The organism is Streptomyces sp. NBC_00878 (assembly GCF_026341515.1).
Lineage (GTDB): Bacteria > Actinomycetota > Actinomycetes > Streptomycetales > Streptomycetaceae > Streptomyces.
The window spans coordinates 138,978-160,836 of the sequence record NZ_JAPEOK010000001.1 but is presented as its reverse complement, the minus strand read 5'-3'; the positions used below and the strand labels follow the sequence as shown (position 1 = coordinate 160,836).

Annotated in this window: 10 protein-coding genes; 8 read left to right on the top strand and 2 right to left on the bottom strand. The window is 73.2% G+C overall.

Going from position 1 to position 21,859, the window contains the following annotated elements:
• Window positions 1-76 precede the first annotated feature (76 nt).
• Both OHA11_RS00640 and OHA11_RS00635 read right to left on the bottom strand, forming a co-directional pair.
• A complete protein-coding gene (locus OHA11_RS00640) occupies window positions 77-6,559 on the bottom strand; it encodes a type I polyketide synthase (RefSeq protein ID WP_266490865.1) in 6,483 nt (2,160 codons plus the stop codon).
• Window positions 6,560-6,615: 56 nt separating this feature from the next.
• Window positions 6,616-13,107, bottom strand: coding sequence for a type I polyketide synthase (locus OHA11_RS00635; protein WP_266490863.1), 6,492 nt, complete (start codon window positions 13,105-13,107; stop codon window positions 6,616-6,618).
• 534 nt (window positions 13,108-13,641) lie between these two features.
• On the opposite strand from OHA11_RS00635, the gene OHA11_RS00625 reads away from it, so the two are divergent.
• From OHA11_RS00625 to OHA11_RS00590, 8 genes are all read left to right on the top strand, one after another.
• Entirely contained in the window at window positions 13,642-14,148 is a 507-nt protein-coding gene (locus tag OHA11_RS00625; RefSeq protein WP_266490861.1) for a SigE family RNA polymerase sigma factor, read from the top strand.
• A 10-nt stretch (window positions 14,149-14,158) separates the two neighbouring features.
• On the top strand, window positions 14,159-14,689 hold the full coding sequence (locus OHA11_RS00620; RefSeq protein WP_266490858.1) for a hypothetical protein: 531 nt from the start codon (window positions 14,159-14,161) through the stop codon (window positions 14,687-14,689).
• A gap of 120 nt (window positions 14,690-14,809) precedes the next feature.
• The gene (locus tag OHA11_RS00615) at window positions 14,810-16,033 is read left to right on the top strand and encodes a bifunctional glycosyltransferase family 2/GtrA family protein (RefSeq protein ID WP_266490856.1); all 1,224 of its coding nucleotides are present in this window, start codon (window positions 14,810-14,812) and stop codon (window positions 16,031-16,033) included.
• Window positions 16,030-17,298: a hypothetical protein gene (locus tag OHA11_RS00610; RefSeq protein ID WP_266490853.1), complete on the top strand. Its 1,269-nt coding sequence runs from the start codon at window positions 16,030-16,032 to the stop codon at window positions 17,296-17,298. The genes OHA11_RS00615 and OHA11_RS00610 overlap by 4 nt, the downstream gene beginning before the upstream one ends.
• A gap of 313 nt (window positions 17,299-17,611) precedes the next feature.
• Window positions 17,612-18,865, top strand: a complete 1,254-nt coding sequence (locus OHA11_RS00605; protein ID WP_266490850.1) for an ROK family transcriptional regulator — start codon at window positions 17,612-17,614, stop codon at window positions 18,863-18,865.
• A 103-nt stretch (window positions 18,866-18,968) separates the two neighbouring features.
• A complete protein-coding gene (locus OHA11_RS00600) occupies window positions 18,969-20,396 on the top strand; it encodes an aldehyde dehydrogenase family protein (RefSeq protein ID WP_266490849.1) in 1,428 nt (475 codons plus the stop codon).
• The gene (locus OHA11_RS00595; RefSeq protein ID WP_266490847.1) at window positions 20,369-21,058 is read left to right on the top strand and encodes a ThuA domain-containing protein; all 690 of its coding nucleotides are present in this window, start codon (window positions 20,369-20,371) and stop codon (window positions 21,056-21,058) included. Before OHA11_RS00600 ends, OHA11_RS00595 begins: the two co-directional genes overlap by 28 nt.
• 475 nt (window positions 21,059-21,533) lie before the next feature.
• Entirely contained in the window at window positions 21,534-21,680 is a 147-nt protein-coding gene (locus OHA11_RS00590; RefSeq protein WP_266490845.1) for a hypothetical protein, read from the top strand.
• The last annotated feature ends 179 nt before the right edge of the window (window positions 21,681-21,859 follow it).

The following is a 21,859-nucleotide window of genomic DNA, read 5'->3' as shown; positions in this document are numbered from 1 at the left end:
CACGGAACACCACACCACTCCCTCGCCGGCCGGTCACCGGGCGGGTCTTCGGCTCGCACGGTGACCGGCCGCGGAGTCAGGCCGAGCCGGCGGAGAGCTTCCTGGCCATCTCCACGAGGGAGGCGGCATCCATGGACGCGATCCGCTCCGCGGGTTCCTCGACCACGTCGGGCGCCGTCGGCTCAGGGGCGCCCGGGGCCAGCGCGAGCAGCGAGTCCAACAGGCCGCTCTCCCGCAGCCGGTGCAGCGGCACCGACAACAGCAGACTGCGCACCTGCGCCTCGCTCGCCTCCGCCCGCGCCCCGCCCGCCGCCTCCTCGCCGTCGAAGAGCCGTCCGCCGACATACGCGGCGAGGGCGTCCAGCCGAGGATGGTCGAACACCAGGGTGGCCGGAAGCCGCAGCCCCGCGGCCGCGTTCAGCCGGTTGCGCAACTCCACGGCGGTCAGCGAGTCGAAGCCCATCTCCCGGAACGACCGCTCCGGGTCGATCAGCGCGGGCGCCGCATGCCCGAGCACCGCGGACACCTCGGCGCGCACCAGCGTGAGCAGCGCACTGCCCCGCCGCTCCGGAGGCAGGGCGGCAAGACGCCGACGCAGCACATCCCCGGGCTCCCGGGTCTCCCGCGCGGCCCGACGGCGCGCACCGGCGCCGCCGGAACCCGCCAGGGACCGCAGCAGCGCGGGCAGCGATCCCCGCGCACCCCAGGCACGCAGCGCGGCCGCGTCCACGGGGGCCGCGACGACGGCGGCCTGGGCGACCGTGCCGGCCAGCGCCGCGTCGAACAGGGCCAGTCCCTCTTCGTCGGACAGTGCCTTGAAACCGCCCGAGCGCAACCGCCGATGGTCCGCGGCCGTGAGACCGGCGGTCAGGGTGCTCGCCGCCTCCCACAGACCCCACCCGACCGACACGGCGGACCGGCCCCCCTGGTCGAGCCGACGGGCGTAGGCGTCGAGGAACGCGTTGGCCGCCGCATAGTTGGCCTGCCCCGGCGAGCCGAGGGCCGCCGCGGCCGAGGAGAACAGCACGAACCGGCGTATCCCCGGGTGCTGTTCGGCGAGCCGCGCCAGGTGCTGGACCCCGTACGCCTTGGGACGCAGCACTCCGGCCAGCCGTTCGGGGGTCAGCGCGGAGACGGCGCCGTCGTCGGTGGTACCCGCGCAGTGCACGACGGCCGCGAGCCTGAGCCCGAGTCCGGACAGTATGGTGTGCAGCCGGGCCGGCGAATCGGGGTCACCGATGTCGCCGGCCACGACCAGGACCTCCACATCCGCGCCGATGCTGGTCAGCGAGGTGCGAAGCGTGTCGGCCCGCTGGGTCTGCGGGCCGCCACGAGACAGGAGGGTGAGATGGCGTACCCCGTGCCGTTCGGCGAGACGCCGGGCGACGAGCGCCCCCAGCGTTCCGGTACCGCCGGTCACGAGCACGGTCTCACCGGGGGTGAAGCCGGTCGGCGGAAGCGTGAGCACCGCCTTGCCCACGAGGGCCGTCCGGGCCAGCGCCCGGAAGGCCTCCGGAGCCTGCCGGACGTCCCAGACGGTGGTCGGGGGCGGGGTGAGCGCCCCGGCCGCGAAGAGCGTGCCCAACGCGTCCAGAATGGCCTCGATCCGCTCGGGCCCGGCCTCCGCCAGGTCGAACGGGAGATACACCACTCCGGGATGGTCCACGCCCAGCCGGCCGGGGTCGCGCAGATCGGTCTTGCCCATCTCCACGAATCGCCCGCCGTGTGGGAGGAGTCGGAGGGAGGCGTCGGTGAACTCGCCTGCGAGGCAGTTGAGTACGACGTCCATGCCGGCGCCGTCAGTGGCGGTGAGGAAGGTGTCGTGGAAGTCGAGGGTGCGGGAGTCGGCGATGTGCGCGTCGTCGAGTCCGGCGGCGCGCAGCGCGTCCCATTTGCCGCGTGAGGCGGTCGCGAACACCTCCGCGCCCAGATGCCGGGCCAGTTGCACGGCGGCCGTACCGACCCCGCCCGCCCCGGCGTGGATCAACACCCGCTGCCCGGACCGCAGTCGGCCCAGATCGACCAGCCCGTACCAGGCGGTGAGCGCGGCCACCGTCGCGGCGGCCCCCTCGATGTCGCTCCAACTGTCCGGGACCGGCGCGAGCAGCCGGGCGTCGGCCACGGACAGCGGCGCGAAAGAGGTGTCCAGTGTGCCCATCACCCGGTCGCCGACCACGAACCGGGTCACCCCCGGCCCGACCTCGGTCACGACACCGCAGCCCTCACTTCCCAGCGGGGCCGCGTCCGGGTACATGCCCAGCGCGATGAGAGTGTCCCGGAAGTTCATCCCGGCCGCACGCACGGCCACCCGCACCTGACCGGCGCCGAGTGACGCCGTCCCCGCAGTGTCCGGGACGAGCGCGAGGTTGCCGAAGGAGCCGGGCTCGGTGACGTCGAGCCGCCACTGCTCATGCCCGGCAGGCTCGGCGAGCGGCTGCGCGGTACATCGCTCCAGCCGACGCCCGTGCACCGTGCCGCCGCGCAGCGCGACCTCGGGCTCCCCGGCGGCGAGCGCCGCGTCCAGCCCGGCCGGGGTGAGCGGCCCGGTCGTGTCCAGCAGCACCAGCCGGTCCGGCTCCTCGGCCTGTGCGGAGCGCACCAGCCCGGCCAGCGCGGCATGCGCGATACCGGTCGCGGTGACCGGAGTACCGGGCACCGGGGCGGCGTCCCGGGTACCGATCACCAGCACCCCGGACCGCTCCCCGGCCAGCCACCCGTGCAGCAGATCCAGCCCCCAGACGACGGCACGCTCGGCGGCCTCCGCCTCCTCCCCGTCGACCGCCTCGACCGGGCAGAGTGCCACCACCGCGGTCGGGGCACCGTCCACCTCGGCGAGCGTCCCGTAGGCGGGGAATCCCTCAAGCGCCTCCCCACCGAGCACGGCATACCTCCCAGCGGTCGCGGCAGCGGCCGGCAGCGCGGGCCACACGACGCTCAGCAGCGCGTCCACCGCACCGCTCGGCACGGCCAGCTGCCCGGCGGTGACCGGGCGGAAGGCCAGCTCGCCGACGCTGACGACCGGAGCGCCCAGTGCGTCCGTGGCATGCAGAGTCAGCCTCTCCGCCCCGGCCCGCGCGAGCCGCACGCGCAGACTCCCCGCGCCGGTCGCGTGCAACGCCACGTCCGACCAGGAGAAGGGCAGCCCGCCGGTCCCGCGGCTGCCCGGCAGGAGCCCGGAGGCGTGCAGGGCCGCGTCCAGCAGCGCCGGGTGCAGCAGGAAGGCGGGATCACCGCCGTCGACGTCCACCTCGGCGAACACCTCGTCACCGCGCCGCCAGGCGGACCGCAGCCCCTGGAAGAGCGGCCCGTACCGGAAGCCCTCCTCGGCCATCTTCGCGTAGGCGCCGTCGAGATCGACGGGCTCGGCACCGGCCGGCGGCCACACCCCCAGGTCGAACTCCGGCCCCGGCACCCCGCTGAGCACCCCGCTGCCGTGCCGGGTCCACGGCCCGCCGTCCGTGCCGTCGGGACGGGAGTGGAAGCGCACGGCCCGGCGCCCCTCCTCGTCCGGCTCGTCCACGGCCACCTGAAGATGCACGCCACCGGAGGCGGGCAGGATCAGCGGGGCCTCCAGGACGAGTTCGTCGAGGCCCGGCACGCCCAACCGGTCGCCCGCCCACAGTGCCAGCTCCACGAAGGCCGTGCCCGGCAGCAGCACCGTGTCGAACACCGCGTGGTCGGCGGTCCAGGGCTGTTCACCGGTCGACAACCGCCCTGTGAACACCGTGCGTTCACTCTCCGCCAGCTCCACGACGGCCCCGAGCAGCGGATGCCCGGCCCGCCCGAGCCCCGCCGCCCCCGCGTCCCCGGCCCGCGCACCCGGCAACTCCGTCCAGTACCGCTGCCGCTGGAAGGCGTACGTCGGCAGCGCGACCCGCCGCGCCCCGCTCCCCTCGTACCAGGGGGTCCAGTCGACGGGGGCGCCGTGGACGTATGCCTCACCAAGCGACAACAGCAGCCGCTGCGGGCCGCCTTCACCGCGGCGCAGGGTGCCGGTGACGGCGATCTGGCGGCCGTGGTCCTCGGCGGTTTCCTGGACGGCGCTGGTGAGGACCGGGTGGGGGGTGACCTCGACGAACAGGGTGTGTCCCTGTTCCAGCAGGGCCCGGGTGGTCTGCTCGAACTCGACCGGTTGGCGCAGGTTGCGGAACCAGTAGGCGGCATCCAGACCCACAGTCTCCAGCCGGCCGGCGGTGACGCAGGAGTAGAACGCCACCCGGGACGGCTTCGGGGCAACGTCCTTGAGCAGATCCGCCAACTCCTCGCGTACGGCGTCGACATGGGCGGAGTGGGAGGCGTAGTCCACGGCGATCCGCCGGGCACGCACCCCGTCCTCCTCCGCCCACGCCAACAACTCGTCCAGCGCCCCGGGTTCACCCGCGACGACGACGGACGCGGGCCCGTTCACGGCAGCGAGGTCGATCCGGCCGTCCCAGCGCTTGAGTTCCTCACGGACGAGGCCGGCGGGGAGCTGCACGGAGACCATGCCACCCTGGCCCGAAAGCGCCAGGATCACCCTCGACCGCAACGCCACCACCCGGGCACCGTCCTCCAGAGACAGCGCCCCGGCGACCACGGCCGCCGCGATCTCACCCTGCGAATGGCCGACGACAGCGGCCGGTTCGACGCCGTACGACCGCCACACCTCCGCCAACGACACCATCACCGCCCACAACACGGGCTGAACGACATCCACCCGCTCCAACTCACCCTGCAGGACGTCTTTCAGTGACCAGTCCACGAACCCCGACAGCGCCTGCTCACACTCGGCCATCCGTGCCGCGAACACCGGGGAGGAGTCGAGGAGTTCAAGCGCCATCCCCGTCCACTGCGAGCCCTGACCCGGGAACACGAACACCACACCACCAGTCCCCGCACGCCCCCGCACAACTCCCGGATCAGCCGAACCGTCCGCGACGGCAGCAACCCCGCGCTCCAACGCCTCCCGGTCCCCACCGACCACCACCGCCCGGCACTCCAACCCCGCCCGCGACACAGCGGACGCGTACCCGATGTCCTGAGGCCGGGTCTCGGGATGTTCGGCGAGGTGGTCGACGAGGAGGGCGGCCTGTGTCGACAGGGCCGCCGTACTGCGCGCGGACAGCAGCCAGGGCACGGGGCCCGCAAGGGTGTCCGCCTCGGTCGTCGCGGGATCGTCGCCCTGTTCCAGGACGAGGTGGGCGTTGGTGCCGCTGATGCCGAACGAGGAGACACCCATCCGGCGCGGTCGCCCGGTCTTGGGCCAATCGCGTGCCTGGGTCAGCAGTTCCACCGCGCCCGCCGACCAGTCGACCTGCTTGCTCGGCTCGTCGACGTGCAGGGTCTTCGGCAGGACCCCGGCCTGGAGCGAGAGCACCGTCTTGATGATGGCGCCGACGCCGGCGGCGGCGATGGTGTGCCCGATGTTGGACTTCAACGACCCCAGATACAGGGGGTGTTGACGGTTCTGTCCGTAGGTCGCGAGCACGGCTTGGGCTTCGATCGGGTCGCCGAGCTTGGTTCCGGTGCCGTGGGCCTCGACGGCGTCGACCTCGTCGGGGGTGAGCCCGGCGTTGGTGAGGGCGTCATGGATGACGCGTTGCTGGGAGGGTCCGTTGGGGGCGGTGAGGCCGTTGGAGGCGCCGTCCTGGTTGACGGCGGAGCCGCGTACGACGGCCAGCACGGGGTGTCCCAGGCGGCGGGCGTCCGCCAGCCGCTCCACGACCAGCACGCCGACGCCCTCGCCCCAGCCGGTGCCGTCGGCGGCCTCGGCGAACGCCTTGCAGCGGCCGTCGGAGGCGAGGCCGCCCTGCCGGGCGAACTCCGGGAAGATGCCGGGCGTCGCCATCACCGTCACCCCACCGCTGAGCGCCATGTCGCACTCGCCCGCGCGCAGCGCCTGGACGGCGAGGTGCAGGGAGACCAGGGAGGACGAGCAAGCGGTGTCGACGGTCAGCGCCGGGCCCTCGAGGCCCAGGGTGTAGGCCACCCGGCCGGACATGACGCTGCTGGTCATGCCGGTCAGCGAGGGGGCGTCCTCGGAGCCCTGGAGCGTCGTCAGGAGGCTGACGAAGTCCTCGGAGCCGCCGCCGAAGTAGACGCCGGTGCGGGAGCCCCGCAGCGCGGCCGGGGACAGACCGGCCCGTTCCACCGCCTCCCAGGAGACCTCCAGGAGCAGCCGCTGCTGCGGGTCCATGGAGAATGCCTCGCGCGGCGAGATGCCGAAGAACTCGGCGTCGAAGCCCGCAGGGTCGTCGAGGAAGCCGCCTTCGAGGGTGGTGGAGGAGGCGGTGCCGTCCGTCTCCGCGTACAGGTCGTCGACGGGCCAGCCCCGGTCGCGGGGGAAGTCGCCGACGCCGTCGCGGCCCTCGGAGACGAGCCGCCACAGTTCCTCGGGGCTGGTGACGCCGCCGGGGAAGCGGCAGGCCATGCCGACGATCGCGATCGGTTCCCGGCCCCGGCTCTCGCTCGCCGCGAGTCGCTCGCGCAGGTCGCGGGCGTCGGCGACGGCCCGCTTGAGGTAGTCGCGCAGGCGGCTCTCGGTGCTGCCGGACTCCTCGGTGGCGGTTGTGCTGGGCATGCGGGCGTCACTTCCTCGGGGAGCGGGTCGGGATGTGCGGAGGGCGTGCGGTGGGCTCAGCGGTAGCCGTCGTCGACCATGGCGAACAGGTCGTCGTCGGTGACCGCGGTGAGGTTCTGCTCCGCGGTGGTGCCGGGCTCGCGCAGGCCCTCCCAGAGTCGGTTCAGCCGGTCGTCGAGCAGGCCGTGGTCCGGATCGTCGGCCGGGACCTCGGCGAGCGCCGCGGTCAGTGCGGTCAGTGCGGCCAGGGCGTTCTGGGCCGGGGAGGCGGCGGGCGGTGCGAGTCCGTCGAGCAGGAGCGTGGCGACGGCCTGTGGGGTGGGGTGGTCGAAGACGAGTGTGGCGGGCAGCTTCAGGCCGGTGGCGGCTCCGATGCTGTTGCGCAGTTCGACGGCGGTGAGAGAGTCGAATCCGAGTTCACGGAAGGTGCGGTGTCGGGCGACGGCCCCCGGGGCGCTGTGGCCGAGGACGGTCGCGGTGTGCCGGTGGACGAGGTCGAGGAGCAGCCGGTCGCGCTCCGCCTCGGAGAGCGCCGCCAGCCGTTCGGCCAGGCCGGGTTCGGCCGTGCCGGGGCCGGCGGTCGCCGCGCGCCGCAGCCGGGGGTTGCGGACCAGGCCCCGGAAGACGGGCGGCAGGGTGCCGGCCTCGGCCTGGGCTCGCAGGGCGGCGGTGTCCAGGGCGATGGGGGCGAGGGTGTCGGTGTCGGCGCCGAGCGCGGCGTCGAAGAGGGCGAGTCCGTGTTCGGCGGTGAGCGCGCGCAGTCCGGAGCGGGCCATGCGGCGCTGGTCGGTATCGCTGAGTGCGGCGGTCATGCCACCGGACTGCTCCCAGGCGCCCCAGGCGAGCGAGAGCCCGGCGTGGCCGACGGCCCGGCGGCGGGCGGCGAGGGCGTCCAAAGAGACGTTGGCGGCGGCGTAGTTGGCCTGCCCGGGGTTGCCGGTGAGGCCGGAGGCGGAGGAGAACAGGACGAACAGGGCGGGGTCGTGGCCGAGTTCACGCAGCACGCCGTCGAGGTGGACGGCGGCGTCCGTCTTCGGCCGCAGTACGCGGTGCAGTTGCTCGTCGGTGAGCCTTGCCGCGAGGCCGTCGTCGAGGACACCGGCGGTGTGCACGACGGCCGTGACCGGCTGGTCGAGTCCCGCGAGTACGCCGTGCAGGGCGGCCCGGTCGGCGACGTCACAGGCGAGCGTGGTGACCTCGACAGCGCCGGCGGTCCGCAGTTCCGTCTCCAGCTCGGCCGCGCCGGGTGCCTCGGGGCCCCGGCGGCTCAGGAGCAGCAGATGCCGGGCGCCGTGCCGGCTGACGAGGTGTCGGGTGAGGAGCCCGCCGAGGTTTCCGCTCGCGCCGGTGACGACGAACACGCCGTCAGGATTCAGAGGAGGAGGCAGGGTGAGGACGGCTTTGCCGACCAGTGTGGCCTGGCTGAGTGCCCGGAACGCGTCCCGGGCCCGGCGTACGTCCCATGTGGTGAGGGGCGGTGGGGTCAGCGCGCCGTCGGCGAACAGCGCGAGCACGGTGTGCAGCATCTCCTGCATCCGGTCCGGCGGTGCTTCGTTGAGGTCGTACGCGGTGTAGGCCACGCCAGGATGGGTGGCGGCCACTGCCTCCGGTTCGCGGATGTCGGTCTTGCCCATCTCCAGGAAGCGTCCGCCGCGGGGCAGCAGCCGCAGACCGGCGTCGACGAACTCCCCGGCGAGGCAGTCCAGGACGACGTCCAGGCCGGTCCCGCCGGTGGCGGCCAGGAAGTGGTCGGCGAAGCCCAAGGTGCGGGAGTCGGCGGTGTGTTGGTCGTCGAGCCCGGCGGCGCGCAGCGCGTCCCGCTTGCCGGAGCTGGCGGTGGCGAACACCTCGGCGCCCAGATGCCGGGCCAACTGGACGGCCGCGGTGCCGACACCGCCCGCGCCGGCGTGGACGAGGACCTTGTGACCGGGCCGGACGCCCGCGAGGTCGACGAGCCCGTAGTAGGCGGTGAGATAGGCGACGGGTATGGCGGCGGCCTGGGCGAAGGTCCAGCCGTCGGGCATCGGGGCGAGCCAGCGGTGGTCGGTGACGGCGACGGGCCCGAAGGCGCGCGGCGCGAGCCCGAGCACCCGGTCACCAGGCTTCAGACCGGGCACATCGGGGCCGACTTCGCGGACCACACCGGCGAGTTCACCGCCGAGGCCGCGCAGCGCCGGCACCATCCCGAGGGCGACGACGACGTCCCGGAAGTTGACGCCCGCGGCACGGACGTCGACCCGGACCATCCCGGGAGCGAGCGGCGCGGTGACATCGTCCGCCGCCGGAGTCAGGGACAGGTCGTCGATGGTGCCGCTGTCACCGGTCCGGTCCAGGACCCACGGCCCGTCGGCGGGTGGAAGCAGCGCCGGGTGCCCGGCCAGCGGCACCAGCCGGGGCGTGTGGACGGCACCGGCGCGCAGGGCGAGGCGGGGCTCGGGCAGCGACGCCGCGCGGGCGATGACCGCGGCCGAGCGTTCGTCACGGTCCCAGTCGAGGACGGTGATGCGGTCGGGGTTCTCGTGGGCGGCTGATCCGAGCAGCGCCCAGACGGCCGCTGCGGCCGGGTCGGGCGGGGGCTCGTCCTCGCCGACCCGCACCGCGCCCCGCACCAGCACGACGAGCCGTTTGTCGTGCTCGGCACCGATCCAGTCCCGTACGACACCCAGCGCACGCCCGGTCGCGTCGTGAACGTCGCCTCGAGTATCGAGGGCGACGAGTACGGCGTCGGCGTCCGCCTCGGCCGTCAGGTCCGGGAAATGGACGGCGCCGGGCAGCAGGTCGCTCTCCACCCCGGCCAGAGCCCAGCGCTCGTGCGGGACGGCGGGCTCCTCGGGCAGCGCCAGTTCCTCCCAGCCCGGCAGATGCAGCCCCTCGGCGGCGTCCGTGACCGGCGCGGCGGTCAGGGAGGCCGGAGCGGCCCGCACTGTCAGCGAGTTGACCGTCGCCACGGGTGCACCGGCCGGGTCCGCGAGGGCCAGCGCGAGGGTGTCGGGGCCGGTCGGGGTGATCCGGACGCGCAGCGCGGTCGCGCCGGTGGCGTACAGAGCGACCCCGTCCCAGACGAACGGCAGCCTGCCCCCGTCGCCGCCCTCGGTGAGGGGGCCGCCCGCGTGGACGGCCGCCTGCAGGGCGGCGTCGAACAGCGCCGGATGCAGCGCGAACGCGTCGGCGTCGGCCGACGCGGCCTCGGGGAGGGCGACCTCGGCGTACACGTCGTCGCCGTGCCGCCAGGCCCGTCGTACGCCCTGGAAGGCGGGGCCGTAGGCGAAGCCGCCGGCGGCGAGGCCGTCGTACAGCGACTCGATGGGCAGGGCGGTGGCCCCGGCGGGCGGCCAGGAGGCGTCGAGGGGCCGTGGGGGAGTGGCCGGGGTGGTGCCGAGGGTGCCTTCGGCGTGCACGGTCCAGGTGTCGTCGACCGCGTTCTCGGGCTGGGAGGCAACGGTGAAGGTGTGAGTGCCCTCGGTGTCGGGGGCGTCGAGGACGGCCTGGACGCGGACGGCGCCGGTCGGGGGCAGTGTCAGCGGGGCGTGCAGGACGAGTTCGCCGACGGTGAGGGTGTCCGCGCCGACGTCCGCGCCGACGGCGCTGTGGCAGGCGGCGTGCAGGGCGAGGTCGACGAAGGCGGTGCCCGGGACGAGGACGGTGCCGCCGACGGCGTGGTCGGCGAGCCAGGGGTGGGTGTCCAGGCCGAGTCGGCCGGTCAGGATGTGCAGCCCGGTGCCGACGACGCCGGTGGCCCCGGTGAGCAGCGGATGCCCGGCGGCGGCGAGTCCGGCGGCGGACCGGCCGCGGGCCCCGGGTTTGGGGCGCAGCCAGTAGTCGCGCCGCTGGAAGCCGTAGGTGGGCAGGGCGACGGCACGGGCACCCCGGCCCGCGAAGAACGCCGCCCAGTCCACGGCGACGCCGCCGGTGTGAAGGGCGGCGAGCGCACCGACCAGGGCCCGTGCTTCGGGCTGGTCGCGGCGCTGCGCGGCGACGCTCAGCAGGGTGTCGTCGCCGGGTTCGGCCAGCGCGGTCAGGGCGCCGTCCGGGCCCAGCTCGAACTGGGCGGTCGTACCGGCCGCGCGCAGGGTGCGCAGCACGTCATGGAAGCGGACCGTGTCACGGACCTGCCGGGCCCAGTAGTCGGGGTCGGCCCACCGGTCCGGCTCCTGGAGTGTGCCGGTGACGCTGGAGACGACGGGTACGGCCGGGGGATGGAACTCCAGGGTCCGTACGACGGCCCGGAACTCGTCCAGCATCGGCTCCATGAGCGGCGAGTGGAAGGCGTGGGACACCTTCAACTGCCGGGTGCGGCGGCCGATTCCGGCGAAGTGCTCGGCGATCGCGGCGACGGCGGCCGTCGTACCGGAGGCGACGACGGAACGCTCGCCGTTGACGGCGGCCAGCGCGACGGTGTCCTCCTGGCCTGCCAGCAGCGGGGCCACCTCGTCCTCGGCGGCCTCCAGCGCGACCATCGCGCCGCCCTCCGGCAGCGCCTGCATCAGCCGGCCCCGGGCGGCGACCAGCGCGCACGCGTCCGGCAGCGACAGCATCCCCGAGACATGTGCGGCGGTCAGCTCGCCGATCGAGTGCCCGGCGAGGTGGCCGGGCACCACGCCCCACCCCTCGACCAGCCGGTGGAGCGCGACCTCCAGCGCGAACGTGGCGGCCTGTGTGTACCGCGTCTCGTCGAGCAGGGCCGCTTCCGCCGTGTCCGGCTCGGCGAACATCAGCGCCCGCAGCGAGCCGCCGAGGTGCGTGTCGAGGTGGCCGCAGACCTCGTCGAGGGCGGTGGCGAACGCGGGGAAGGCGTCGTGCAACTCACGTCCCATACCGGGGCGTTGGGCACCCTGCCCGGTGAAGAGGACCGCCGTGGCGCGGTCCTCGGCGTGCCCGGTGAACACCCCGGGCGCGGGTTCACCGGAGGCGAGCGCCTTGAGCGCGGCCAGGAGGCTTTCGGTGCTGTCCGCGACGACGGCGGCCCGTTCGTCCAGGGCGGCGCGGGTGACGGCGGTGGAGTGGGCGACGTCGAGGAGGGGCGGTGCGCCGGCGTGGGTCAGATGATCGTGGAGGCGTGAGGCCTGAGCTCTCAGTGCCTGGGGGTCACGGCCCGACAGCAGGACGGGGACGGCGGGCAGCGCGGGGGAGCGGGCGGGGTCCGTCTCGTCGGTCTCGTCCGGTTCGGGGGCCTGTTCCAGGATGACGTGGGCGTTGGTGCCGCTCACTCCGAAGGAGGAGACGGCCGCGCGGCGCGGCCGGTCCAGGTCGGGCCAGTCGCACGGCTCGGTGAGGAGCGTCACCGCTCCCGCGCTCCAGTCGACTTGGGTGCTGGGCGTGTCGACGTGCAGGGTGCGGGGCAGCCGGCCGTGCCGGATCGCCATCACCATCTTGATGATCCCGGCGGCACCGGCGGCGGCCTGAGTGTGGGCCAGGTTCGACTTGACCGACCCGAGCCGCAGCGGCTGCCCCTTGGGACGCTCCTTGCCGTACGTCGCCAGCAGCGCCTGTGCCTCGATCGGATCGCCCAGTGTGGTGCCGGTGCCGTGGGCCTCCACGGCGTCGATGTCGGCGGCGGTCAGCCGGGCATCGGCGAGCGCGGCCCGGATGACCCGTTGCTGGGACGGCCCGTTGGGCGCCGTGAGCCCGTTGGAGGCGCCGTCCTGGTTGACGGCCGAGCCGCGTACGACGGCCAGCACCCGATGGCCGTCGCGCTGTGCGTCGGACAGTCGTTCCAGGACGAGCATCGCCGAGCCCTCGCCCCAGCCGGTGCCGTCGGCGGCGTCCGCGAACGACTTGCAGCGGCCGTCGGCGGCCAGCCCGCCCTGCCGGGAGTTCTCCACGAACGTCGACGGCGTCGACATGACGGTGACACCGCCGGCCAGCGCCAGATCACACTCGCCGGACCGCAGCGCCCGGCTCGCCAGATGCACGGTGACCAGGGACGACGAACAGGCGGTGTCGACGGTCAGCGCCGGGCCCTCGAAGCCGAGGACGTACGCGACCCGCCCGGACACCACGCTCCCGGAGTTCCCGGTGCTCAGGAAGCCCTGCACCTCGTCCGGCATGGTCGACAACTCACCGGCGTAGTCGTGGTACATCAGCCCGGCGTAGACGCCGGTACGGCTGCCGGCGAGGGAGGCCGGATCGATCCCGGCGTGCTCCAGCGCCTCCCAGGCGGTCTCCAGGAGCAGCCGCTGCTGCGGGTCCATGGCCAGTGCCTCACGCGGGGAGATTCCGAAGAAGCCGGCGTCGAACTCGGCCGCGTCGTGCAGGAAGGCGCCCTCGCGGGCGTGGCTGGTCCCTGGCGCGTCCGGGTCCGGGGCGAAGAGGGCGTCGAAGTCCCAGCCCCGCCCGGTGGGCATCGCGCCCACGGCGTCCCGGCCCTCGTCCACCAGCCGCCACAGCTCGTCCGGGCCCGCGATGCCCCCGGGGAAACGGCAGCCGATACCGACGACGGCCAGCGGCTCGCGGCCGGCGTCCTCCAACTGCTTCACCCGTCTGTGGGTCTGGCGCAGGTCACCGGTCAGGCGTCGGATGTACTCGACGAGCTGTGCTTCGTCCGTCACTGGATAACCCCCGTGGGGTCGGAATCGGCCGGCAGATCGGTGGGGCACGGGGTGGTCCGTGCGCCGGGCGGCCCCGCGGTACGAGGGCACACGAAAGAGATAGGGCGTCCGGCGGGCGCTGGGACACCCCTGATCCTGCGGGGGCCGGTGATAGGGGTCCAGGCAGGGGCCGGACACGACCACGCGACGGCCGCCCGGCTGTTGGCTTCTGGGGACAGCCGCTGCCCCCAGCCGTCCGGCTGCTCTCCCAGGGGCAGCAGACCACCTTCGTCAGGCGGACCATCGTCGGTACCGTTCGCGATCTCGGCCACGAAGGTGCGATATGGCTGGGCTTCGGAGTGCTGGGGCAGTCGCTCGTAGTCGCATGCGTTGCGACGGGCGTTCGACGACCTCGTAGCCCAAGGCACGAGTACGGGTACTCGCCGCACCCCGGAGCGGGATGTAACCCAGATCACAGTACTGAGGTGCAGCGCGGTGAGGGGTTCACTGCCTTTCTCTCTGTGTAAGGGGCTTGCCTGAACGGGGACGGTACGGATGGAACAGAGTCGGGCCGACGGGTTCGACGGGTTCGTGGCAGCGCGCTGGTCGGCGTTGTTCCATCTGGCCTGTCTGCTTGTTGGAGGTGATCGGCACCGCGCCGAGGACCTGCTCCAGGAGGCCATGGTCAAGCTCTGGTTCGCCTGGCCGAGGGTTGCGGAGGAGGCACCGGAGCCGTACGTGCGCAAGATCCTGGCGCGGGCGGCGGCCCGTTCGGCGCGGCGGCGCTGGTGGGGTGAGCGCCCGGTCGAGCAACTGCCCGACCTCGCGGAGGTGGACGATGTGTCCGCCGCCGTGGCGGAGCGCTCACGACTGGAGGCGGCGCTGGCCCAACTGCCGTCGGCGCAGCGGGCCGCCGTGGTCCTGCGCTACTACCTGGACCTGCCCGACAAGCAGGTCGCCGAAGCGCTGGGGTGTCCGGTCGGCACCGCCCGGTCCCATGCGTCGCGGGGCGTGGCGCGATTGCGCCGGATCCTCGGCGATGTCATCGAGCCGGTGGGATGAGGGGGAGTTGATGGACAAATTCGAGCGGGAGCTCGCGCGGATGATGCGCGACGCCCAGGAAACGACCCCCTTCGAACCGAGGCACCGGACGCGTCTCCGGTCCGGTGTGCGGGCCAGGCGCCGGGTCCGTGTGGCGCGGAGGGCCGTCGGCTCAGTCCTGGCCGCCGCCGGAATCGGCCTCGGCTTCTTCCTGCTTCCGAACGACTGGGTGGACAGCAGGCCGCAGGCCCCGCTGCCGCGCCCCGCCGTGAGCCCGACACTCCCGAGCCCCACTCCGACCCGGACGCCGGACGCGCCCCAGAGCGGGGCCACCGACCCGACACCCACAGACATCACCGTGCCACCCACCACCCCGACCGGGACCCCGACCGGGAGTTCGACCACCCCGTCCTCGGACCTGACCGCGACCGGCACGGTACCGCCGCTCTCCGGCACGCGGACGGCCGGCGCGTCCACGGGGTACGACACCTCGACGAGGCCGACCACGGCACCGCCGACGACGGAGACGTCCGCGACCGCGGGCACGGCGGGCTCCGGGTAACCCGTCCCGCCAGCCACCCCCACCCGTAATCCCTGACCGCGGTACTGCCCGCCGGCGATATCGGCATGCCCTTCGACGGCCCACAGACTTGGATGGAACGTGACAATACCGACGAATCAGGTGAGTCAACTACCGCTCCGCACACCGGTGTCGGCACACCACCGCGAACCCGTCCTAGAAGTGGTCGTCCCCGTGTTCAACGAGGAGAGGGACCTGGAGCCGAGCGTACGGCGGCTGCACGCGCACCTGCTGGAGACGTTCCCGTACTCGTTCCGCATCACCGTCGCGGACAACGCCAGCACCGACGCGACCCCGCGCATCGCGGCTCAACTGGCCGCCGAGCTACCCGAGTTGGAGTGGCTGCGGCTCGCCGAGAAGGGCCGGGGCCGGGCGCTGCACGCGGCCTGGTCCCGGTCACGGGTGCCCGTGCTCGCCTACGTCGACGTGGACCTGTCGACCGACCTGGCGGCGCTCCTTCCGCTGGTCGCCCCGCTGATCTCCGGCCACTCCGACATCGCGATCGGCACCCGTCTGGCCCATGGCTCCCAGGTGGTGCGCGGCCCCAGGAGGGAGGCCATCTCCCGTTGCTACAACGCCCTGTTGCGCTCCACCCTCGCCGTCGGCTTCTCCGACGCGCAGTGCGGTTTCAAGGCGGTACGGCGTGATGTCGCCGAGCGGCTGCTGCCCCTGGTGAAGGACTCGGGCTGGTTCTTCGACACCGAACTGCTGGTGATCGCCGAACGGGCCGGACTGCGCATCCACGAAGTGCCGGTCGACTGGGTGGACGACCCCGACAGCCGGGTCGACATCCTCGCCACGGCACTGGCAGACCTGCGCGGAATCGCCCGCATAGGACGGGAGTTGGCGTACGGCACGCTCCCGACGGCGGGACTGCGCCGGGCCACCGACGGCTCACCCTCGGGCGGCCTGGCCGGTCAACTGCTGCGCTTCGCCGCCGTGGGAGCGGTGAGCTCCGTCGGATACGTCCTGCTGTACGTGGCCTTGCGCCCCCGGACGGGAGGACAGGCCGCCAACGCGCTGGCCCTGCTGGTCTGCGCCCTCGCCAACACGGCGACGAACCGCCGCCTCACCTTCGGACTGCGCGGCCGTACCGGCGCACTGCGCCACCAGGCCCAGGGCCTGCTGGTCTTCACGGTCGGCCTGGCCCTCACCAGCGGCTCACTGGCACTCCTGCACCACACGACACCAACTCCCGCGCGCACCACCGAAGTCGGGGTCCTGATCGCCGCCAACCTGGTGGCAACTCTCGTACGCTTCCTGCTCTTTCGGGCCTGGGTGTTCCCCGCCAGGCACCGCCGAGAGGCGGAGGAGACCGCGATATGAGCGACACGACGACCTTGGCCCCGCCCGTCGCCGAAGCCGCGCCCGGCACCTCAACTGCCTTGCTCTCCAAGGACATTGGCACACACCTGCGCCGTACGGTCAGGCACTACGGCCCCGTGCTCGCGCTGTACGGCGTGCTGAAGCTCATCGGCTTCTCCGTCTTCATGTACCTGCTGGACTCGGACGGTGGCTTCCGGACGAGGAACCCGCGCTTCGGCGGCGGCGCCCACGTGTGGGACGTACTCGCCTCCTGGGACGGCTGGTGGTACCAGCAGATCGCCGCACACGGCTACCACCCCGCGCTCGTCAAAGTCCCCGGCGCCACCGGACTGATCACCCTCGAAGGCAACTCGGCGGCCTTCTTCCCGCTCTACCCGGCGACGATGCGACTGGTCTCCGACGGCACCGGCCTGGGTCTGTACGGCTCCGGGATGCTGGTCTCGGTCGTCGCCTCGTTCGCCGCCGCACTCGGCATCTACGCCGTCACCGCCCGCTTCGGCGGCCGACGGGCCGGACTGGCGGCCGCCGGACTGTGGGCCGTCTGGCCCGGCTCCGGCACAGAGTGGTCGGCCTACTCGGACTCCCTCTACATCGCCCTCGCCGTCTGGGCCTGCCACGCCGTCATGACCGATCGCTGGCTCACCGCGGGCGTCCTCACGTTCGCTGCCGGCCTGGGCCGCCCCACCGCCGTCGCGCTCATCGCCGCCCTCACCGTCGCCGCGCTGCGGACGCTCCACCGCCGCCGGGAGAACCTCGCGGGCCCATGGATCGCGATGGCGACAGCGCCGCTCGGTCTGGTCGGCTACCTCCTCTGGGTCGGCAACCGGATGGGCGATCCGGCCGGCTACTTCACGCTCCAGACCGGCGCCTGGGCGCACACCTTCGACTACGGCGAACACACCGTCGATGTCTTCAGCTCCATCGCGGTCGGAGACTTCGACTACCTGTTCGCGTACCCCCTCGAAGACGTCATCGGCGTGGCCGTCGTCCTGCTGGCCGCACTCCTGCTCCCTCTCCTGATCCGGCTGCGCCCACCGGCCGTCCTGCTCGTCCACACAGTGCTCACCATCGCCCTGGTCCTGGGCAGCCAACAGATATTCGGCAACGTCTCCCGCTATCTGCTCCCGTGCTTCCCCCTCTTCATCCCCCTGGCCGTCAAACTGCGCACCCTCGGCCTGCCCACGCTGTGCCTGCTGCTCGGCATCGCGGCCGTCGCGTCGGGATCGTACGCCGGGTATGTGCTGTTCGAGGTGGGGATCCCGTAGACAAGGGGGACCGGGCTCGGCTTCGTCAGCCGTGGGCGTCCTGATGACCGCCGGGCCGCCATGGGCGGGCTGCCGGGCTTTCGTGCCGGGCCGGTGACCGCGCCGGGTCGCCGGTGCGGATCCACAGGCCTGCCACCAGCTGCGATGACCCGGTCCGATACGCCGAGCGGGACCCGCGAGTACAACGGTCAATCCGGGAACCGCGCGCACATCGCGGCGGCCGCGAGGGGGTGGGGGCATGGGCGGAGGTGGCCAGGCGGACGTGGCAGGATCCGAGGAGCCGTGGACTGGCAGACTCTGTCCTGTGAAACCCGTGGTGAAGCGAACGACCAGCGACTTGCGGCGGCACAACCGGTCCGTCATCCTCTCCGCGCTGTATGTGCAGGGACCCACCAGCCGGAACAGGCTGACCCGTGCCTCCGGCCTCAGCTCCGCGACGGTGAGCAATGTCGTCTCCCAACTCCTCGCCGAGGGCCTGATCGCGGAGGGCGGTTCGGAGGACTCCGACGGGGGCAGGCCACGCTCGGTGCTCGAGATCCGCCCGGACTACGGCTCCGTGATCGGGGTGGACATCGGTGAGACGCACATCCGGATCGGGCTGTTCGACTGGACCCTGTCCGTGATCACCTCCGAGGTCTACCCGATCGCCGACACCCGGCTCGATGCCGAATCGGTGGCCGCACTGGTGCTCCAGGGCATCTCCGACGTGACCCGCGCCGCGGGCGTCGACCCCGCCGACCTGCTCGGCGTCGGCCTCGGTGTGCCCGGTGCGGTCCAGCCCGACCAACGGATTCCCGGGCGCATGCTGGTGCACGCGCCGACGCTCGGCTGGTCCGGTGTCCCGCTCGGCGAGATGCTCGCCCCCGGGGTCGCCGCACCGCTCATGCTGGACAACTGCGCCCGGACCCTGGGGCAGGCGGAGATGTGGCGCGGCGTGGGGCAGGGCGCCGACCGAGTGGTCACCGCGCTCATCGGGGTCGGGGTGGGAGCGGCCCTCGGGTCGGGCACGGAGGGGGGCGTCGCGGGCCTGGCCCCCGCCACGATCGAGTGGGGACACACGGTGATCTACGCCGGAGGGCTGCCCTGTCGCTGCGGTTCGCGGGGCTGCTTGGAGGCGTACGTCGGAGCCGACGCCATCCTCCACCGGTACCAGGCCACGCTGGGCAGTCAGCCGTTCCGTGCCTCCGGGACCGAGAGCCGGCTCGCGGAACTGACGGCACGGGCGGCCACCGACCCGGTCGCGATGGAGACCCTGGAGAAGGTCGGGGAGTACATCGGCATCGGGATCGGCAACCTGATCAACCTGCTCCACCCCGACCTCGTGGTGCTCTCCGGATGGGCGGGCTCGGTGATGGGCGGGGTGGTTCTGCCCACCGTGCGTGAGACGGCCGAGCGGCACGCCCTGTCGTATCTGCGCGGGCGTACCCGGATCGAGGTCGGGCGGCTGGGGCAGGAGGCTGTGGCGATGGGGGCCGCCACCCTGCCGGTGGCGCACTTGCTGGGGACTGGCGGCCGGCGGCCGACGGTCGTGTCCGGGTCGGGGTCCGGCGCCGAGGCCTGGGCGTAGCCCTTTCGTAGATCTGCTGTGCGGTGGGACTGGTTGACGCCGATGACTTTCGCCTCTTAGTTTAAGTCAAAGCCAAAGTCTCCCTGACCTCCGTGGAGTCTTCATGACGTCTCAGTTCCCCGTGGCACAGCTCTACATCGACGGAACGTTTCGCCCGGCGTCATCGGGGCGCACCGCCGACGTCGTGGAGAAGGCCACGGGTGCAGTGATCGGTACGTACGCCCTCGGCGGCGCCGTGGATGTCGGGCGGGCGGTGGGCGCGGCGCGGGCCGCTCAGCCGGGCTGGGCGGCGCTGAGCGCTCCCGAGCGCGCGGCGGGCCTGCGGCGGATGGCCGAGTTCTTCCAGGCGCATCACGCGGAGCTGGTCGAGCAGAGCATGCGCGAGACCGGCGGGGTGCGGGCCAAGGCCGAGGACGAGGTGTCCACCGGCATCCGTCAGTTGCAGATCTCCATGATCCAGGCGAGCGAGAACGCCGGCGACGTGCTGCCGCCGTACAAGGCGGGCAAGCTCTCGATGTCCCGGGCGGTGCCGCTCGGGGTGATCGGTGTGATCACGCCCTGGAACTATCCGGTCAACCTGGCCATGCGTGCGGTGGCGCCGGCGCTGGCCTTCGGCAACACCGTCGTGCTCAAGCCCGCCGAGCTCACCCCGATCATCGGCGGCCAGGTGCTCGCCGAGGCGGCCTGGGCCGCCGGACTGCCGCCGGGTGTGTTCAACGTGGTGACCGGCGACGGTCCGGAGGCGGGACGCGCGCTCGCCGAGCACACCGGCCTGAATCTGCTGGACTTCACCGGATCCCGTGAGGTCGGCATCGCCATCGCGGCCTCCGCGGCTGCCACGCTGCGGCCGGTCCGGCTCGAACTCGGGGGTAGCAACGCCTTCCTGGTGTTGGACGACGCCGACGTCGACCTCGCGGCCTCGTGCGCGATGGTCGCCTCTCTGGAGTTCCAGGGGCAGACCTGCATCAGCGCCAGCCGCCACATCGTCACCCGGGCGGTGGCGGACCGCTATCTCGACGCCGTCACCCGCCGCGCCGCCGCCCTGCGGGTCGGGGATCCGATGGGCGGGACGGCGGATCTGGGCCCCCTGGTCAGCGCACGCCAGCGCGACCGCGTGCACGCCATCGTGCAGGCGTCGGTGGAGATGGGTGCGGAGGTACTCACCGGTGGCACCTTCGACGGACTGTTCTACCGGCCCACCGTGCTGGCCAAGGTGACGCCCGAGATGCCCGCCTTCACCGAGGAGATCTTCGGCCCGGTCCTCCCGGTCACCGCCGTGGACGACCAGGAGGAGGCGGTGGCCGTGGCCAACGGGCTTCCCATGCTGATGAACTCGGTGTTCTCCGCCGACCTCATACGTGGCCTGTCGGTGGCCGAGCGGCTGGACGCCGGCGAGGTGCACGTCAACGACGCCCACGCGCGGCACGGCGCGGACGACCAGATGGCGGGCTTCACGAAACGGCAGTGGATCGGTCTCCAGCGCACACCGCTCACCCTGCCGTCGTGGACCGCCGACCCCGCGACCCGTTGATGGCCGCGGCGCGTACGGCGCTGGTGGTCCGCGGCGGCTGGGAGGGCCACTCCCCACGGGAGTGCACCGACCTGTTCCTGCCCGCGCTGGCCGACGCCGGGTTCGCGGTCACGGTGCGGGAGGACCTTGAGGTCTACGCGGACGCGGACCTGATGGCGCGGACCGATCTCGTCGTGCAGTGCTGGAGCGAGGGCCGGCTGACCGAGGAGCAGAGCGCGGGGCTCGTCTCGGCCGTCGAGGCGGGCACCGGCTTCGCCGGCTGGCACGGCGGCGTGGTGGCGACGTTCTACGACAGTCCCGCGTACCTGCGCATGGTCGGCGGCCTGTTCCTGCACCATCCGGAGGAGTTCCTGGAGTACCGGGTCCGTGTCGAGCCGGAGCACCGGGAGCACCCGGTCGTCGCCGGGCTGCCCGACATGACGGTGGTCACCGAGCAGTACTGGATGCTGACCGACGCGTTCAGCACGGTACTCGCGTCCACCACCGTCGCTCCGGGCGCCGCGGGGCAGGGCGAGCGGCCGGTCAGCATGCCCGTCGTATGGACCAGGCAGTGGGGGCGGGGGCGCGTCTTCTTCTCCGCCCTGGGGCACCGGCCGGACGACTTGCGCGAGCCCACCGTAAGGGCGCTCACCACGCGCGGGCTGCTCTGGGCAGCCCGGTGAACGACCCGGCGGGGGACGGGCAGTCGCTCGTGGCGGCGGCCATGGCCGGGCACCTGCCCGACCGGCTCTTCCCCCGCGACGTCCGCGCCCGCCCGGAGCGATCACCGCGGTCGCCGAGCTCGGCGCGCTGCGAGATCGAGCCGGGGCCGCCGCTGCGGGAGTTCCGCTCGGCACGCGCGTGCCGCGCTCGTCAGGGCCGACATCCCGCTGACCGGCCGGGGCTGTCCACGGGTGGACGCCGATGTACTGGCCCTGGCGCCACGGCTGCCTGTCGAGCTGCACGCGGCGGGCACGGTCAAGGGGCACCTGGACAGGGCCGGCTTCGAGCGGGGCATCCGGGCTCGGCGGCCTGGGGCAACGCGATCCCGGTCACGGAGTACACGTCGGCGATGATCCTGCAGGGCCGACAAGGGCGTGCCGACGGCGACCGCCTCATCGCTGGCCGCCGCCTCATCGCTGGGGCGATCTGCCCAACGTGGTGCTGACCCCGCACATCGCGGGCTCGCTCGGCGGAGAGCCCACGCGGCGGGGCGCCGCTGCCGTGGACGAGGTGCTGGGGGTGGCCGCAGGGCTGTCCCTCGCCCACCCGGTGGAGTACGACACGCTGTCCGTATCGCCCTGATCCGCGACCTGCGGGGGGCTCCCGTCCACACGCCCCAGCGCGTACGGTGCAGGAGGTCAGGCGGCCCTGCTGCGCGAGCCGGCCCCTGCGTCCGCCGCCCGGCGCGGACTTCCTCTCATAAAGAAATCGACACGTCGTAATTCGGTACGTCGGCCATATTGACCCGACCTCTGCCGCGA